Below are 16,910 nucleotides of genomic sequence, written 5' to 3'. Positions count from 1 at the left end.
CCAGGGGGCTATAATCGGCCGCACGCAACCGACGGAGGCCCCATGTCGCAGACCGAAGAGTACGCCCGCCTGATCGAAGCCTATATCCCGGACGCCAAAGCGAAGGTCGAGGGAGGTGGCGGCAAGTTCGAGGCGACGGTCATCAGCGACGCCTTCGAAGGCAAGAGCATCCTCGCGAAGCACCGCCTGGTCTATGCGGCGCTGGACGATCAGATCAAATCGGGCGAAGTCCATGCCGTATCCATCCGTGCCTACACGCCCAGCGAGTGGAGCCAGGCCGGCGGCGAACTCTGAGCGCCGTTGCGGCCGCGCGGGCGCCACGGCGCTCGCGCTGCTACTGCTCGGCGGTTGCGCCACCACCGCACCGCTCCCGGAAGATCCGGCCGACCGCGTCGGCCTGTGCCGTGCGCAGATCGCGCGTGTGGATGCGGCCGTGGCCGGCGCGGACGTGGAAGACGCGGGCGCGAAACGCATCGAGGGCTTCCCCTGGCTGCGCGTGACCCGGCCGCTCGCCTCCTTCGCCGACGAGACCGATTCCGATCGGCGATTCGAAGCCTGGCTCGGGCGGCTCGGGGAGACCGCCGCGGATGCCCGCCGGCACGAACTCGCGAACCTGCCGCAGGCGCGCAGGGAAGGACTGACCGATACATGGGCACCGGCAGCGGCGGAGGCCGGCCTGCCCACCGGTCTCGAATCCGGACTGGCCGCCTGCCGGGAACACCTGAATCGCGACACGTTCGCGGGAGAGGCGGCGCGGGAGCGCCTCCGCGAGGCGGCGGTCGCGCCCGATGAATACATCACCTGGCAGCGCGTCGTCGGCTTCTATCCCATCGCCCGGCTGGTCGCGCGACCGCAGATCGTCGATTACCAGGCAGAGCGTGACGCGGTGTTCGGCGAACCGGCCGATGAGCCCGTCCGGCGCTACGCGGTCGACAGCGAAGGCCGTCGCGACGCCGTGGAAACGGCGCGCGCAGTCGAGCGCGATGCACTCGGCATTCCCGCTCCGACGCGCTCGGAGGCCGCTCGGCTGTTCGATGCGCATGCCCCCGTGTGGGAGATCTCCACGACCAGCGACTCCGATCACCCCGGCGCACTGCGGCTCACCGACGGCGAGCGCCCGGCCGCCGATACCAACCGACCGGCTGAATACCGGCGCCTGTCATGGACCCGTTTCGGCGACGAGGTGCTGCTGCAGCTCAACTACATGATCTGGTTCCCGGAACGGCCGAAGGAAGGCGCCATCGATATGTACGGCGGCCATCTCGACGGCCTGATCTGGCGCGTCACGCTCGGGCCGGACGGCGAACCGCTGGCCTACGACAGCATCCACCCCTGCGGCTGTTACTACACGCTGTTCCCGACCGATGGCTGGCGCGTCGCCGATATGCCCGGTGACGCCGAGCCGGTCGCAAGCCCCGTACGTGCACCGGACTATTCCGCGGACGAGCGGCTGGTGGTGCGGGCGGACAGCGCCACGCATTACCTCGCGGGACTCGAATCGGTCGAGCGCCCGGCCGGTGACATCACGGCACTCGCACCGCTGCCCTTCGGGCAACTTCGGTCCCTGTCCCGCCCGGACGGTGGTAACGCCAGCGCGTTCGCGCCGGATGGCCTGATCCCGTCCAGCGCGCGCCTGGAACGCTTCTTCTTCTGGCCTTTCGGCGTCCCCAGCGCTGGCGCGATGCGTCAGTGGGGAACGCATGCCATCGCCTTCGTCGGGCGCCGCCATTTCGACGACCCGCGGCTGCTGGAACGCCTGCTGGAACCGGAATAAAGCCATGTTCCCGCGCATTCTGCCGCTCGCCATCCTGGCGCTGACCGCCCTGCCCGCCGCGTTCGCGGACGAGGCACCGGACCGGCTCGAGTTCACGCCCGCGGAGATCGCGGATTGGCCGCAGCGCGAGTTCGACGGGGCGGTCACGTATCGCCTGGCCGAGGACGATCGGCCGGCGGTGGAGGCCGTCGCGGAGGATGGCGCCACGGCGCTGTACCACGAGATCGAGATCGACGTCAGCGAGACGCCCTGGCTGGAATGGAGCTGGCGGGTCGATGAGCTGCCGCAGGGCGAGGCCAGTGAACGCGAGAAAGCCGGCGATGACTACGGCGCCCGCATCTACGTGGTCCAGGAAGGATTCTTCGGCAAACTCAGTGCACGCGCGCTGAACTACGTCTGGTCACGCGAACTCGCGCCCGGCACCCAATGGCCCAATGCCTTCACCGGGCGGGCGCACATGATCTCGGTCGAACGGGGCGATGAACGCCGCGGCGAGTGGGTCACCTACCGGCGCGATCTGCGTGAGGACTGGCAGGCGGCGTTTGGCGAAGCGCCCGGGACGATCCACGGCATCGCGATCATGACCGACAGCGACAATACGGACAGTCGTTCGGTGGCCCGGTACGGCAGGATCCGTTTGTTGCCGGACGAGTAAACGGGCGATCCCCGGAGTCCATTTCAGGGACTCCGGTCGATTCTGAGCCGGATTCGCGATCCAATGGCATAGCGCAGTAGCCCGGATGGAGTGGAACGGAATCCGGGGGCTTGTTCGAACACGATTCCGGGCGATGCCGTGCAGACGTTTCCCGGATTCCGTTTCACTTCATCCGGGCTACGATGCGGGGAACAACAACTGGAGGCGTCATGCAGTTCGCAAGTATGCGGGTGGGACAATCGGAGCGCTGGGGTGTCGTTGACGGATCGACGGTGTACCTCGCGCCTGGGGATGGCGCTGCGCCGGCCAGCCTGCGTGCCCTGATCGAAGCGGGCGGCGATCTGCCGGACACGGCGGACTGGGAGCACATTCCACTGGCGGACTGCGAACTGCGCGCCCCGATCCCGGAACCGCGGCGCAACGTCATGTGCCTCGGTCTGAACTATGCGGACCACGCGGCCGAGTCGCAGGGTACGACGCCCGACCAGGTCGAGTTGCCCCGGTCACCGGTCGTATTCACGAAGGCCACGACGACGGTAACCGGCCCTTACGCGGACATCCCCGTGGATTCACGCGTGACCCGCCGGCTCGACTGGGAGGTCGAGCTGGCCTTCGTCATCGGTCGCGGCGGTCGCTTCATCGCCCGGAGCGAGGCGATGCAACACGTGTTCGGCTACACGATCGTGAACGATCTATCGGCGCGCGAACGCCAGAAGCACCACAAACAGTTCTTCCTCGGCAAGAGCATGGACGCGAGCTGCCCGATGGGGCCCTGGATCACCACCGCCGACGCGGTCCCCGATCCGCACGCGCTCGCGATCAGCAGTACCGTCAATGGCGACGTGAAGCAGGACTCCAGCACGCGGAACCTGATCTTCGACATCCCGCGCATCATCGAGGAACTGTCGACCGTCATGACCCTGCTGCCCGGCGACATCATCGCCACCGGGACGCCGGCCGGCGTCGGCTTCGCACGGACACCGCCGGAGTATCTGCACACCGGCGACGTCGTCGAATGTCACATCGAAGGGCTCGGCGCACTGCGCAACACGATCAGTGAATAGGATCCGGGAATAACCATCATTCCCCGGATTGCGTTTCACTCCATCCGGGCGCCGCGCAACACGATCATCCCCCCTGTAGGAGCGAGCTTGCTCGCGAACCGCCCCGAGGATCGATCACGTCCTCACTCAGGCACAAGCTCCCGATCGGCCACGATCACGCCATTGTTATCCGCATAAACCCAGTCACCGGGCCTCACCGTCACGCCCCCGAACGTCACCGGCACATCGCGATCGCCGATACCGCGCTTCTCGGTTTTCACCGGTACCGAGCCGATCGCCTGGATACCCAGTTCGGTCTCGGCCAGTTCGTCCACGTCACGCACACAACCGAAAATCACCAGGCCGGCCCAGCCGTTTTTCGCCGCCTGCGCCGCCACCTGATCGCCCAGCAGCGCGCGGCGCATCGAACCCCCGCCGTCCACGACGATCACGCGCCCCTCACCGGGCGAGGCGACGAGTTCCTTGACGACCGAGTTGTCCTCGAAACACTTCACGGTCACCGCCGCCCCGCCGAAGGCATCGATGCCACCGAAGTTCGCCAGCATCGGCTCCAGCACGCGCACCAGATCGGGGTATGCGTCGCAGAGATCGGGGGTCGAGATCGTATCGGTCATGTGGCCTCCATTCAGGCTTCAGGGGCTTGCGATTGTCGGGATTCGACCAACCGGCCTTTCAGTCGGATAGATCAGGGGCTTGCGAGTGTCGGGCTGTAAGCCCGACCTACGTAACCCTGCAATCAGGGATTTCCTTCCGGCGTATCCGTAATCCAGATATCAGGGCGCATCGCTCCTTCATTCAGCCGGGGCGCGCGCGGTTCAGTCATCGCGATCATCATCGTGATCTCCGGCCATATCGCTCAGTTCCAGGTGCAGCGCCTGCACCGAGATCCGGATCTCCTGGATCGACAGGGCCAGCGACAGCATCATCAACACGAGACTCGCGCCGAACGTGTACTGCGCAGCCGTCAGCAGGCCACCAAAAAGCAGGAACATGCACAGCACGCACAACAGCAGACTCGCCGCTCCGGCCACCTGCATGTTCCGGATGAGCAACACGCGCCGCCGGAGGTTGGCGATCTGGCGCCAGATGACCCGATCCGGGCGTTCTACATATTTCGCGTGCAGCTCCCGGATCAATGACGCCAGGCCGAGGAATCGATTGGTGTAGGCCAGCAGCAACAGGGAGATCGCCGGGAACAGCAGCGAGGGTGTGGCGAGTGTCAGATCCATCGGTTACGGAACCATCATGCAGCTGCAGGGAGATCGGGCCGGTCGCCCGACTCAGCGTAAGTATTATACGGCAAGCGGACGAATGCCTTGTGCTTCGCGACAGGCTCGGCAGCGTTAATCCGAGGCGCGCGGCAGTAAGGTCCGGAACGCCCGATTGATCGCCTGCAGGCGTTCGGCATCACCGCCCCGGTCGGGATGATGGCGCATGGCGAGGCGCCGGTATTGGCGACGGACGCTCGCCTCGTCGAACGGTTCGGTGAGCTCCAGTGTCGCCAGCGCATGCGCGCGGTGCTCGCGGCGGCGCAGCCGGGCATCGAAGCCCTTCAGCATGCGGGCCACGTCGGCGGCATCCATGTTCTCGAGGTTATTCAGATCGAGATAGTAAGCGCGCAGGCTGTCGTGCGAACTCACGGCGGATTCGCCCGGCACATAGCCGCGACGGCGAATACACATCGGATCGATCTCGATACCGCCGGTGCCGCTCTGACGCAGGCGGTCGCGCAGTCGATAGAGGACATGAAACAACAGGAAATGACTGCGGAACAGACCGAGCCCGCTGATCTGGCGTTGCGCTTCGAATCCACTGTCCGGATGCGCGCGCAGGCGCTGCAGGCAGGCCTGTTCGTCGAGCCCTTCGGGGTGATCCAGCAGAATCCGCTCGACCAGCGGTTCCAGGGTATCGGCGTTGATCGCTCCCATAGCCGTTGCAGGGCGCCTTTTACAGGCGCGCCCGGCCGGCCCAGTCGAGCGCGAACTGACGCGCCACGCGGCCGCTTCGGGATCCGCGGGCCAGCGCCCACTGCAGGGCGGCCTGACGCGCGTCGTCGTCAAACGGCAACTCGGGATCAAGGCGCTGCAGCCAGGCCTCGACGATGTCCAGGTAGTCGTCCTGGCGAAACGGGTGGAACGAGAGCCAGAGACCGAAGCGCTCGGACAGGGAGACCTTTTCCTCGATCGCCTCGCCGGGATGGATCTCGCCGTCGACCGCGCGGGTGTCACGATTGTCTTCCATGAACTCGGGCATGAGATGGCGCCGATTGGAGGTGGCGTAGACGATGACGTTATCCGGCGCGCCGGCGACGGAGCCTTCGAGTATCGCCTTGAGGGCACGATAGCCGGCGTCGTCGGCGTCGAACGCGAGATCATCGGCGAACACGATGAAGCGCTCTTTCCGGTCGACGAGCGGTTCGACGATATCGGGCAGGTCGACGAGATCGGTGGCATCGACCTGGATCATGCGCAGCCCATCGCGCTGGTACTCGCGAAGCAACGCCTTGACGACGGACGACTTGCCGGTGCCCCGGGCGCCCCACAGGAGCGCATTGTTGCTCGGCAGGCCGCGCATGAACTGGCGTGTATTGCGGTCCAGTTCGGCCTTCTGGTCGTCGATCCCGCGGAGATCGTCGAGCCGAACCGTCGCCGGATTGCGGACCGGCTGAAACCCACCGCCGCGCTGGCCGATGCGGCGCCAGCGCCACGCGACGGCGTCACCTTTCGGGGTCGCCGGCGGGGGCGGCGGCGGCAGGGCGCGCTCGATCCGGCCCATGAGTTCGTCGGCCCGGTCGAGGATGCGGTTCAGGCGGTCGCTGTTGAAGATCACTTGGCGTCTCCCTGTGTGCGGCATCAGTGTAGCCGTGCTGTCATCCGTACCCCAACGATGCCAGGATTGGCGGCCGTGCCCGGGTGGTTCACGCCCGCCGGCACCGTACTCCGGAGTCCTCGATGACCGCGACACCCACGTTTGCCGATCTCGGCCCCAGTGTGGTCCTCGACGCGGTCGAGTCGCTCGGTTTCGTCTGCGACGGCCGCCTGCTGCAGCTGAACAGCTTCGAGAATCGGGTGTATCAGGTCGGGCTCGAGGACGATACGCCGGTGATCGCCAAGTTCTACCGCCACGGGCGCTGGTCGGATGAGCAGATCGCGGAGGAACACGCGTTCGCCGGCGAATGCGCCGATCACGATCTCCCCGTGATCGCACCGCTCGCGCGTGATGGCGTGACGCTTCACCGCCACGCCGGCTTCCGCTTCACGCTGTTCCCGCGCTACGGCGGCCATGCCCCGCCCCTCGACGACCCGGCGGCCCACCGGGTGATCGGCCGTCTGCTTGGGCGGCTGCACAACGTGAGCGCGACCGGCCGTTTCTTCGAGCGGCCCCGGATCGACGTGGAGCATTTCGGACGCCGGCCCAGCCGGGCGGTGCTGGACGGCGATCTGCTGCCGGCATTTCTGCAGGACGCCTACGGCACGCTGGTCGATGATCTGCTGGCGCGCATCGAGACGACGCTGGAACAGATCCCGTTTACGCCGCTGCGCCTGCACGGCGATTTCCACCCCGGCAATGTCATCTGGCGCGACGATGCCGCGGCGATCGTCGATCTCGATGACGCCCGCATGGGGCCGGCAGTCCAGGACCTTTGGATGTTCCTCCCCGGCGAGCGCGAGGAGCGCGAAGCCGCGCTGGGAGCCCTGCTCAGCGGCTACACGTCATTCCGCGATTTCGACCCGATGGAGCTGTCGCTCATCGAGCCGCTGCGCACGCTGCGCCTGATCCACTACGCCGGCTGGATCGCGACGCGCGCGAACGAGCCGGCTTTCCGCCAGGCGTTCCCCTGGCTGCTGCAGCCGCGCTGGTGGGAAGATCACGTACTGACGCTCAGGGAACAGCTTGGCGCACTCGATGAACCGCCGATCGCGTGGCAGCCGTAGCGCTACCCGCTTCATTGCGTTGCTCGACCGCGATGGTGCCGCCTGATTCTGGTGGGCTTTCGTGGAAAACGACCAGCGCGTCATAACGGCTCAGTACGTGCTGGTTGAGCAGCCCGAACCAGTCCCCGAGAAGTGGGTGCAGGCGTGCCGTGTCCTCGATCACGAAATGACCGGGCGCGATGCCGATGTGGTCGAGGAAGTAGAGGAACGCCGCCAGCGGCTCAAACTGATATTCCCCCAGCACCTGGATGTTGCGCATCGACACCGCCTGCCGCTCGCCGGCCTGGGCTCGCAGATGCCCATACAGCCACCCCGGCTCGTCGGCACAGTGGAGCGCGCCGTAGAGTACGACGTGATTCTCCCCCGGGCGGAAATGGCGCCAGAAGTTCCGTGCCAGCGATCGGTCGCGCGAACCCTCCGCGCTCTGGCGCGCCCGGTACTGTTCGCGCGTCTCCTCGATCCCGTGGATGCGGACATCCGGATTGGCGCTGCGCGCCTGGCGGATAACGGCGCCGATATCGGCGTCCAGCAGCGGGGTATATTCCCGGCCCTTCGCCACTTGCTGGTGGATGCGCCGCAGCTCGGGCGGGCGCACCTCGAGCAGGAGCCGATCGGTCGGGTAGCGGCTGAAGAAGAACTCGGCCAGAAAGGCACGGGTATCCGGCTCGTGAATCTCGCCGACGCAGAGGACGCCATAATTCGCACGGCGAAGGTTGCGCAGCCAGCGCTGCGGCGATACGACCGTCCGTGCGAGCGTGACAAGGACGGCCTCCTGCTCGGCCGGGGCCAACTGCTCGAACTGCTCCAGCGCCTCCCGGCCGACACGGCGCGCCCGCGGATAATCGACCGTCGTGCCCGAGAACCGGGCCTCGGGCGGCTCCGGGAACGCCGTCCGATACCACTGATAGCCGCTCACGAGCGCCACCACGACGAGCGGCCAGGCGAGAACGATGAGGCAGAGTCGGATCATGTGCGCGCGGGCTCCGTCGCCCCGCGGCCGCCGATACCCCTATCTATACGCCGGCGGCGGTGCCGCCGCAAGCCGGCCCGTGGTCGCGGCCTTCAGTCCATTTCCACCCAGGCCGGGACCCACCGGCGGGCGTCGCGCAATTCGTCGTGGTTGCGGCGCCACTCGGGATCGAGTCGGGCCAGCAGTGCCCAGAAGTGCCGCGAGTGGTTGAGATGACGGGTGTGGGCGAGCTCATGGAGCATGACGTGCTCGACCAGCCGCCAAGGCAGGAACAGCAGACGGAAATTGAGGCTGATGGTGCCGCGCCCCGAGCAACTCGCCCAGCGCGTGCGCTGGCCACGCACGGTGGTGCGCTCGAATCGCAGGTTGTGGCTTTGAGCCAGTTCGCCCAGCCGCGGCACGAGCGCGCGTTTGGCCTCGGCCTTGAGCCACGCCTCCAGCCGCGCCCGGCCGTCCGCGGGGTCGGTGACCCCCTCCAGCCGCAGGTGGTCGCCGGCATCGACGACCCGTTGCCGATCCGCCTCCATGGTCTGCACCGGCAGGCTGCGATCGAGCGCGCGCAGTTCCAGCTGATCCGGCAGCGCCGCCGTATCCGCGGGCGCCCGGGCGGCGGCCTCGGCAGCCACCCGATTGCGCGCGCGCCGGATCCAGTCGCGCTTGTCGAGCACGAATCGGTTGATCACCTCGCTGGGCGTACCCTCGGGAGCGACAACGACTACCCCGCGGCGGGCGGTCACGTCGATGCGCAGGCGGCGGGCCCGGCGCGAGGTGCGGATCTGGATTTCCCCGTCGGCCATGCAGTGGTCCGGAACTGGCGCGGTTTCGATCATACCGGATCGGCCGAAACGATTCGCGTGAGCGGATCAATGCGCTACCCTGCGCGTTCCTTATGACCCCGTTTCACTTCCCCGAACACCGGCATGCGGAGGCATTGATGGCGACTGTCACATTACAGGGCAACCCGATCCACACCAGCGGCGACCTGCCGTCCCAGGGCAGCAAAGCGCCGGACTTCCGCCTGGTCGACCGCGAGCTCAACGAGCGCTCGCTGGCCGATTACGCCGGCAAGCGCAAAGTGCTGAACATCGTCCCGAGTCTGGACACCCCGGTCTGCGCCGCCCAGGCGCGACGCTTCAACGAGGAGGCGGCCGGCCTCGACAATACGCAGGTGCTGGTGATCTCGGCGGATCTGCCCTTCGCGCAGAACCGTTTCTGCGAGACCGAGAACATCGACAACCTCGAGACGCTGTCGATCGTCCGCTCGCAGGATTTCGGTGATGCGTATGGCGTGGCGCTGACAGAGGGCCCGCTGGCCGGTATCTGTGCACGCGCGGTGATGGTGCTCGATGAGAACGACGTCGTGCAGTACACCCAGCTGGTACCGGAGATCTCCGAGGAACCCGATTACGAGGCGGTGCTGAAGGCGCTCGGCTGACAGTCCGTCCAGCCGCTCGGCGAAGACGTCCTTTCCGACGGGAGTGGCCCCAACGGCGACAGGACTCCTGTAGGAGTCCCGCCGGCGTTGGGTCGCGTGACCACGCCGCGTCGCGGCCGGTCATTCGGCAAGTCCCGGGAGCGCCGCCGGCATCGCTTCGACCCGTCCACTGCCCCAGAGCCTTTGCAGGGTCGGCGTGAGCGCCTCGACATCGCCCGTTGTCCAGAACCGTTCATGCCCCTTGCGATCATGCGGCGCGCTTGATCCTGCAGTCTGGACCCGGCGCTCCAGCTCACGGGCCACCGCCGTGCCCGTGTCGATGATGGTGACATCGCGACCGGCCACCGCCTCGATCTCGGCACGCAGAAACGGGAAATGCGTGCAGCCGAGCACGATCACGTCCGCGCCGCGCGCGAGCAGCGGCTCAACCGCCGCGACCACCAGTTCCCGCCTGGTCTCTGAATTGTCCCGTTCGACCGCGGTGACGAGTTCCGGCGCGGGACGGGTGATGACCTCGAGCCCCGAGCCGTAGCGTTCCAGCAGGGCCGAGAAGCGCGAACTCGCGAGCGTCCCCCCGGTGCCCAGAATCCCCACGATCCCACTGCGGGTCGCGGTCGCTGCCGGCTTGACGGCCGGCTCCATGCCGATAACGGGCAGATCGAACGCAGCCCGCAGATCATCCGCGGCGGCGGCCGTCGCCGTATTGCAGGCGATGACCAGGGCGCGCACGCCCGCATCGATCAGCCCACCGGCGATATGACGGCAGCGGGCACGCACGACGTCCGGGTCGCGCTCGCCCCAGGGCATCCAGGCGTGATCGGCGCAGTAGATCAGATCCTCCGAAGGCAGCCTCGAGCGGATTGCCCGCAGCACGGACAGGCCGCCGAAGCCGGAATCGAAAACACCGATTGGAGCGGGAGACGTCATACGGGTATTGGACCGTCAACGACGCGCGCCCGCAAGGACCGGCACGGGTTTTCATCCGGCGCCGCCTGGCGGCCCGCCCGTCCGTTCCCTGCCGTGCGCGCGCTCTGGGAGTCGGACGGCAGGAGGGTTCCTCACCGATCGCTCCTCTTTTGACTACTCGCAGGGTTTGTGTAATCGTTCATTTTATTGAACGATATTGACAAGTCCATTCCAGCGGGAGACGCGACATGCCCTGGCCGTACAGCACGCCTCACACTGCACCGCTCTACCCGGAACTGCCGTATCACTATCGCGGCATCCGCAAACTCAGTGCGTTCTGCCGCTGCGACCGCGCGTCACTGGAGGCCTTCCTGCCGCCCGAGTTCGAGCTGCTGGGGGATGTCTGCGAGGTATTCGTGATGCAGGCACCGGATGCCGGCGCGCTCGGCAGCTATGACGAGGCGGGGCTCGTGATCCCGGTCCGCTACGACGGCACGGACGGTGCGCACGTCAGTCTCGAATACGTCACCACCGACGATGCGCTGTGCGCCGGACGCGAGATCTGGGGGTATCCGAAGAAACTCGCCGCCGTCTCGTTCGACGAAGCCGACGATCGCAGTGTCCGCGGCCATGTCAGCCGCCGCGGTCAAACGCTGATCGACGTGCAGTTCACCCCCGCCGACCGCCAGTTCGAAAAACCCGCCATGCAGCCGCGCCTGCAGATCAAACTCTTCGCCCGCGCCGACGGCCAAGGCCTCGACTACTACCAGGTCGTCCGCAACGACCTGCAGAACCCCTCGCTGTGCGCGCGCTTTACCGGCGACGCCGAACTCCGGCTCGACGGCAACGCCGACGATCCGCTTCACCGGCTTGGCGTTCGCCACATCGTCGGCGCTGAGCTTGTCGTGAGCGATTTTCTCCTGACCCACGGCCGGATTCTGGCCGACCTCGCCCCGGGACGGTAACGAGGCTTTTTCTATCCAGATCGGATACCCGCTAACCAGAGGAAAGCCAGATGGAAAACATCCCGATACCGGCCCTGGTCACCTTCGCGATCTATCTCATCGGCATGATCATGATCGGCGTGTACGTCTATCGCCGCACGCATACGCTCGGCGACTTCGTGCTCGGCGGGCGCAGCCTCAACAGTACGACCGCCGCATTGAGCGCACACGCAAGCGACAGCAGCGGCTGGTTGCTGCTCGGGTTACCCGGCTGGGCCTACGCGGCGGGCATGGACGCGATCTGGATGATCGTAGGGCTCGCGATCGGCATCTATATGTCCTGGCTGCTGGTCGCCAGCCGGCTGCGCGTATACACGGCCAAAGCGGATGACGCCCTGACCCTGTCGGCCTTCTTCGAATACCGTTTCGAGGACCGCTCGCGAATGCTGCGTCTGTTCTCGGCGGTCATCATTCTCGTGTTCTACACGCTCTACGTCTCTTCCGGCCTCGTGGCCGGCGGGCTGCTGTTCGGCAAGGTGTTCGGGATGGACGCCACGACCGCCATGGCCGTGTCGGTCGGGGTGATCGTCATCTACACGTTCATCGGCGGCTTCCTCGCCGTCAGTTACACGGACGTCGTGCAGGGCATGCTGATGGTCGTCGCACTGGTGATCGTGCCCCTCGTCGCGGTCGCGGCCATCGGCGGTTTCACGCCACTGTTCAGTGGCATCGCCGCGAAGGAACCGGCGCTGCTCGCGATCGGACGACAGGCGTCGTTCAACGCCGAGACGGGGATCTGGGAAGCCGGTGGCGCCTTCGGCCTGATCGCGATCATCTCGAGCATGGCATGGGGGCTCGGCTACTTCGGTCAGCCGCACATCCTCGCGCGTTTCATGGGCATCCGCTCCGCGGCCCACATTCGATCGGCCCGACGGATCGGCATGACCTGGGTCATCACCTCGATGCTGGGGGCGCTGCTGGTCGGCCTCGCCGGCATCGTGTACTTCGACGCGCCACTGGGCGATCCGGAAACGGTCTTTCTGGAACTCATCGACGCGCTTATCAACCCATGGATCGGCGGCTTCCTGCTGGCGGCGGTGCTGGCGGCCATCATGTCCACGGCGGATTCGCAGCTGCTCGTGGCCTCATCGGCACTCACCGAGGATTTCTATCGGGCGTTCATGAAACGGGACGCCTCGGACGACAGCCTCGTGTGGATCGGCCGCTTTACGGTCGTGGCGGTGGCGATCGTCGCATTCGTACTGGCCCTCCAGGGCGGTGGCGTGCTCGATCTGGTCGCCTATGCATGGGCCGGCTTCGGCGCGGCGTTCGGACCGCTGGTGCTGCTGTCGCTGTACTGGCGCGGGGTTACGCGCAACGGTGCACTCGCGGGGATGATCGTCGGCGCGGGTGTGGTCGTGCTGTGGCGCCAGCTCGGTACCCCAATGGGGCTGTACGAAATGGTCCCCGCCTTCGTCCTGAGCGGTGTCGCGATCGTCGTGGTGAGCGTGATCACGAGCGCATCGCTGCCCTCGAAACAGGCCACCGACCTCGTGGGCAGCGCGCACGAATAGCCGGCCGACCGATCGACCCGCTGCGCGGCCACGGCGGTATGAGTACCGCCGTGGCCGGGGAGAAAACGATGGAGACGTTCGATCTGACCGGCCGTACCGCGCTCGTCACGGGGGCGGCCGGTGGTCTGGGCACCGCCCAGGTCGACGCCCTGATGCAGGCCGGGGCCCATGTCGTCGCCACGGACCTGGATCCCGAACCGATCAAGCGCCGACTCGCGCGGACCGCAGCACCCTTCCGGCGCCTGACGACACTCGAACTCGATATCACCGACGAACAGCGGATCGCGGCCTGCGTGCAGCACTGCGAACGGGAATTCGGCGGCATCGATATCCTGAGCAACAATGCGGCGGTGTCGATGCCGGCGCCCCTGATCGATTACCCACTCGCGGATTTCGACCGGACGATGGCCGTCAACCTGCGCGGCCTGTTCGCCATGAGCCGTGACGTGGCCGGATTGATGACGCGCGTGGGCCGTGGCGGCAGCATCATCAATATCGCGTCGATCGGCGGCATGGTCGTAGACGGTCCGACCTCGGCCGTCTACGACGCGAGCAAGGCCGCGGTAATCCAGCTGACGCGCAACCTGGCAGTGGAACTCGCCCCGGCAGGCATCCGCGCGAATGCGATCGCACCCGGTTATATGTTCACGGAAATGACCGAGCGCTACACCTCGGATCCCGGCTACATGGAACGCCTCACCCGTTCGAAGATCCCGCTCGGCCGCGTGGGTGAGCCGCGGGAGATCGGCGGCGCCACGGTCTTCCTCGCATCCGATGCCGCCTCCTACGTCACCGGCCACACCCTGAACGTGGACGGTGGGTGGGTCGCGATCTAGCACCCGATGCGCCGTCCCGATGACCGGGGGTCAATCGGTTTCGGCGGGATAATCCATGATGAGCAGGGCCCGGGAGAGCCCGTCTTTCGACCAGTACAGATGTGCTTCGTCACCGGGGAAGCTCGTGTGGCAACCGGCGGTCAAATGCACGGGGCGCTCGACCGGACCGACCTCCGCCGCGCCATCCAGCAGCAGCAGATGTTCGGTCCCACCGTGGGTGGGCGAATAGATCGGCTCATCGGTCCAGGGGATCACCGTTTCGTAGAGCTCCCAGATCGACGCGGTGCGGATACTGCCAATGAACTGCATGCCGAGACCGGGTCCCTCGAGCCGCGGTGATTCGCCGCTCTGACCGTCGTTACGCACGAAAAAGTCGCTGGGCGTGACGTGCAGTTCCCCGGCCAGCGCGGCCAGCGTCATGATCGTTGGATTGCCCTCGCCGACCTCGAGCCGTGACAGGGTGCCCTTGGCGACACCGGCTCGACGGGAAAGCTCGGACAGCGAGAGCCCACGATGGTGACGGTAATAACGAATGCTCTCCGCGAGTTGCTGCGAGAACGTGGCGGGCCGCGCGGGTTCGGTTCCGTCCTCTCGCCCGTATATCGAATTTGGATCGGCCATCAGGGATTCCATTGCGCAGGCGAGTGTCCTTACCGGCATGATACACGCGCGCGAAATATCGCCCCATCGCTTTCCATCGGCGGCGCCGGCCACGGGCCACCCGGGTGCCTCTCCCGCACCCGGGCCGCCGTCCACGAAAGCCCTGATCAAACCGGCCGACCGGCCTCAGTCCGGTGAATCGCTCCGGTACAGCGCGCCGCCACCGGCCCGGAACTCATCCGACATCTCCGCCATGCCGCGAGCGGCCGCGGCTTCGACATCCTCCCCCCGGGCCGCCGCGTATTCGCGCAGCTGCTGCGTGATCTCCATGGAACAGAATTTCGGGCCGCACATGGAGCAGAAGTGGGCGGTCTTCGCCCCCTCCTGCGGCAGCGTCGCGTCGTGGTACTCACGCGCCCGCTCGGGGTCGAGACCGAGATTGAACTGGTCGTGCCAGCGGAATTCGAAGCGCGCCTTGGACAGCGCGTTGTCGCGGATCTGGGCGGCCGGATGGCCCTTGGCCAGATCGGCGGCGTGGGCGGCGATGCGGTAGGCAACCAACCCTTCGCGGACATCGTCGCGGTTCGGCAGCCCAAGGTGTTCCTTCGGGGTGACGTAGCAGAGCATGGCGCAGCCGTACCAGCCGATCTGGGCGGCGCCGATCGCCGAGGTGATGTGGTCGTAGCCGGGGGCGATATCGGTGGTCAGCGGACCCAGCGTGTAGAACGGCGCTTCCATGCAGTCGGCGAGTTCACGCTCCATGTTCTCCTTGATGAGCTGCATGGGGATATGGCCCGGTCCCTCGATCATCACCTGGACATCGTGATCCCAGGCGATCTTCGTCAGTTCGCCCAGCGTCTCCAGTTCGGCGAACTGGGCGCGGTCGTTGGCGTCCGCGATGGAGCCGGGGCGCAGGCCGTCGCCGAGCGAGAAGGAGACGTCGTAGGCCTGCATGATGGCGCAGATATCGGCGAAGTGCGTGTAGAGGAAGCTCTCGGTGTGATGCGCGAGACACCACTTCGCCATGATGGAGCCACCGCGCGAGACGATCCCCGTGACGCGATTCGCCGTGAGCGGGATATGCGCCAGGCGCACGCCGGCATGAATGGTGAAGTAGTCGACGCCCTGCTCGGCCTGCTCGATGAGCGTGTCGCGGAAAACATCCCAGGTGAGGTTCTCGGGGCGGCCGTCGACCTTCTCCAGTGCCTGGTAGATCGGCACGGTGCCCACCGGCACCGGCGCGTTGCGCAGGATCCACTCGCGGGTCTCGTGGATATGCTTGCCGGTCGACAGGTCCATGATCGTGTCGCCGCCCCAGCGCGCCGACCAGACCATCTTCTCGACCTCTTCGGCGACGGAGGACGTGACCGCCGAGTTGCCGATGTTGGCGTTCACCTTCGTGCGGAAGTTGCGGCCGATGATCATCGGCTCGAGTTCCGGATGATTGATGTTCGCGGGGATGATGGCGCGCCCGCGGGCGACTTCCTCACGCACGAACTCGGGCGTGATTTCCTCGCGGATATCAGCGCCAAAGGCCTCGCCCGGATGCCGGGCATGCAGGTCGAGATCGCTCACCGCCTCGCGCTTTGCGTTCTCGCGGAGGGCGATGTACTCCATCTCCGGCGTGACGATGCCGCGGCGCGCGTAGTGCATCTGGCTGACGTTGGCGCCGGCCTTCGCACGGCGCGGTTTCGGGATCGCCGGGAAGCGCACGCCGGCGAGTTTCGGGTCGTTGGCGCGCTCGCGCCCGTATTCGGAGGTGAGATCGTCGAGCACCTCGGTGTCGCCGCGTTCCTCGATCCACGCGGTCCGCACGGGGGACAGACCGGCGGCGAGATCGATGCGCGCGTCGGCATCGGTGTAGGGGCCGGAGGTGTCGTAGACCGGCAACGGCGCATTCACCCGCGGGCCGTCCGCCGTCTCCGTGGGGCTCAACTCGATCTCGCGCAGCGGCACCCGCAGGTCCGGACGCGAACCCGTGACGTGAATTTTGCGGGAAGCGGGGAAAGGTCGGGTGACTTCGGCCGACAGGCGCTCGGCGGCGCTGGCGACATCGGACGGGTTCGCACTCATGGTTCCTCCAGGGAAAACGCGGACCGGCGGAGGAACCGGAGCATGGACACAGTCCACACGACCCGATTGCCGGACCTTCCCTCCGCCGGTGGGCACGCGCGACGTGCCGCCGGATCAGGTTCGAGGGGACTCTCTCAACCCGCG

18 protein-coding genes are annotated in these 16,910 nt (G+C 66.7%); 9 read left to right on the top strand and 9 right to left on the bottom strand.

What is annotated here, in order from left to right; translation table 11 throughout:
* The first annotated feature begins 42 nt into the window (after positions 1 to 42).
* The 4 genes from A0W70_RS04430 (at position 43) to A0W70_RS04415 (ending at position 3,493) form a co-directional block, all read left to right on the top strand.
* Entirely contained in the window at positions 43 to 294 is a 252-nt protein-coding gene (locus tag A0W70_RS04430; protein ID WP_067560881.1) for a BolA family protein, read from the top strand.
* Between the two features lie 139 nt (positions 295 to 433).
* The gene (locus A0W70_RS04425; RefSeq protein WP_067560879.1) at positions 434 to 1,774 is read left to right on the top strand and encodes a hypothetical protein; all 1,341 of its coding nucleotides are present in this window, start codon (positions 434 to 436) and stop codon (positions 1,772 to 1,774) included.
* Between the two features lie 4 nt (positions 1,775 to 1,778).
* On the top strand, positions 1,779 to 2,429 hold the full coding sequence (locus A0W70_RS04420) for a DUF3047 domain-containing protein (protein ID WP_067560876.1): 651 nt from the start codon (positions 1,779 to 1,781) through the stop codon (positions 2,427 to 2,429).
* A 209-nt stretch (positions 2,430 to 2,638) separates the two neighbouring features.
* Positions 2,639 to 3,493: a fumarylacetoacetate hydrolase family protein gene (locus A0W70_RS04415; protein WP_067560874.1), complete on the top strand. Its 855-nt coding sequence runs from the start codon at positions 2,639 to 2,641 to the stop codon at positions 3,491 to 3,493.
* Positions 3,494 to 3,615: 122 nt separating this feature from the next.
* On the opposite strand, the gene rraA is transcribed toward A0W70_RS04415, so the two are convergent.
* From rraA to A0W70_RS04395, 4 genes are all read right to left on the bottom strand, one after another.
* Positions 3,616 to 4,107: a ribonuclease E activity regulator RraA gene (rraA, locus tag A0W70_RS04410; protein ID WP_067560872.1), complete on the bottom strand. Its 492-nt coding sequence runs from the start codon at positions 4,105 to 4,107 to the stop codon at positions 3,616 to 3,618.
* Between the two features lie 201 nt (positions 4,108 to 4,308).
* On the bottom strand, positions 4,309 to 4,722 hold the full coding sequence (locus A0W70_RS04405) for a DUF2721 domain-containing protein (protein WP_067560869.1): 414 nt from the start codon (positions 4,720 to 4,722) through the stop codon (positions 4,309 to 4,311).
* A 114-nt stretch (positions 4,723 to 4,836) separates the two neighbouring features.
* On the bottom strand, positions 4,837 to 5,421 hold the full coding sequence (locus A0W70_RS04400; RefSeq protein WP_067560867.1) for a DNA-J related domain-containing protein: 585 nt from the start codon (positions 5,419 to 5,421) through the stop codon (positions 4,837 to 4,839).
* Between the two features lie 19 nt (positions 5,422 to 5,440).
* Positions 5,441 to 6,268 carry an ATP-binding protein gene (locus A0W70_RS04395; RefSeq protein ID WP_245675824.1) on the bottom strand — a complete coding sequence of 276 codons (828 nt, stop codon included), beginning with the start codon at positions 6,266 to 6,268 and terminating at the stop codon, positions 5,441 to 5,443.
* A gap of 176 nt (positions 6,269 to 6,444) precedes the next feature.
* On the opposite strand from A0W70_RS04395, the gene A0W70_RS04390 reads away from it, so the two are divergent.
* Entirely contained in the window at positions 6,445 to 7,428 is a 984-nt protein-coding gene (locus tag A0W70_RS04390) for a serine/threonine protein kinase (RefSeq protein WP_067560863.1), read from the top strand.
* Here A0W70_RS04390 and A0W70_RS04385 read toward each other — a convergent pair.
* Both A0W70_RS04385 and A0W70_RS04380 read right to left on the bottom strand, forming a co-directional pair.
* Positions 7,376 to 8,398: a hypothetical protein gene (locus A0W70_RS04385; protein WP_067560861.1), complete on the bottom strand. Its 1,023-nt coding sequence runs from the start codon at positions 8,396 to 8,398 to the stop codon at positions 7,376 to 7,378. The two genes, A0W70_RS04390 and A0W70_RS04385, sit on opposite strands and share 53 nt — an antisense overlap.
* A 92-nt stretch (positions 8,399 to 8,490) precedes the next feature.
* The gene (locus tag A0W70_RS04380) at positions 8,491 to 9,195 is read right to left on the bottom strand and encodes a M48 family metallopeptidase (RefSeq protein ID WP_070988400.1); all 705 of its coding nucleotides are present in this window, start codon (positions 9,193 to 9,195) and stop codon (positions 8,491 to 8,493) included.
* A 137-nt stretch (positions 9,196 to 9,332) separates the two neighbouring features.
* On the opposite strand from A0W70_RS04380, the gene tpx reads away from it, so the two are divergent.
* Positions 9,333 to 9,833, top strand: a complete 501-nt coding sequence (gene tpx / locus A0W70_RS04375; RefSeq protein ID WP_067561564.1) for a thiol peroxidase — start codon at positions 9,333 to 9,335, stop codon at positions 9,831 to 9,833.
* A gap of 120 nt (positions 9,834 to 9,953) precedes the next feature.
* Here tpx and murI read toward each other — a convergent pair whose 3' ends face one another.
* A complete protein-coding gene (gene murI, locus A0W70_RS04370; protein ID WP_067560857.1) occupies positions 9,954 to 10,760 on the bottom strand; it encodes a glutamate racemase in 807 nt (268 codons plus the stop codon).
* 227 nt (positions 10,761 to 10,987) lie between these two features.
* Between murI and A0W70_RS04365 the strand changes: the two genes are divergently transcribed.
* From A0W70_RS04365 to A0W70_RS04355, 3 genes are all read left to right on the top strand, one after another.
* Positions 10,988 to 11,704 carry an acetoacetate decarboxylase family protein gene (locus A0W70_RS04365; protein ID WP_067560854.1) on the top strand — a complete coding sequence of 239 codons (717 nt, stop codon included), beginning with the start codon at positions 10,988 to 10,990 and terminating at the stop codon, positions 11,702 to 11,704.
* A 50-nt stretch (positions 11,705 to 11,754) separates the two neighbouring features.
* On the top strand, positions 11,755 to 13,257 hold the full coding sequence (putP, locus tag A0W70_RS04360) for a sodium/proline symporter PutP (protein ID WP_067560852.1): 1,503 nt from the start codon (positions 11,755 to 11,757) through the stop codon (positions 13,255 to 13,257).
* Between the two features lie 68 nt (positions 13,258 to 13,325).
* Positions 13,326 to 14,093, top strand: a complete 768-nt coding sequence (locus A0W70_RS04355) for an SDR family NAD(P)-dependent oxidoreductase (RefSeq protein WP_067560850.1) — start codon at positions 13,326 to 13,328, stop codon at positions 14,091 to 14,093.
* 30 nt (positions 14,094 to 14,123) lie between these two features.
* Here A0W70_RS04355 and A0W70_RS04350 read toward each other — a convergent pair whose 3' ends face one another.
* Both A0W70_RS04350 and thiC read right to left on the bottom strand, forming a co-directional pair.
* Positions 14,124 to 14,714, bottom strand: a complete 591-nt coding sequence (locus A0W70_RS04350) for an XRE family transcriptional regulator (RefSeq protein ID WP_067560848.1) — start codon at positions 14,712 to 14,714, stop codon at positions 14,124 to 14,126.
* Between the two features lie 165 nt (positions 14,715 to 14,879).
* Positions 14,880 to 16,766 (bottom strand): phosphomethylpyrimidine synthase ThiC, encoded by a 1,887-nt coding sequence (thiC, locus tag A0W70_RS04345; protein WP_067560844.1) that lies wholly within the window; start codon positions 16,764 to 16,766, stop codon positions 14,880 to 14,882.
* Positions 16,767 to 16,910: the final 144 nt, after the last annotated feature.

This window comes from Halofilum ochraceum, assembly GCF_001614315.2.
Taxonomy (GTDB): domain Bacteria; phylum Pseudomonadota; class Gammaproteobacteria; order XJ16; family Halofilaceae; genus Halofilum; species Halofilum ochraceum.
Note: the sequence above shows the minus strand (reverse complement) of the source record. Positions and strands in the feature narration are given on the sequence as shown.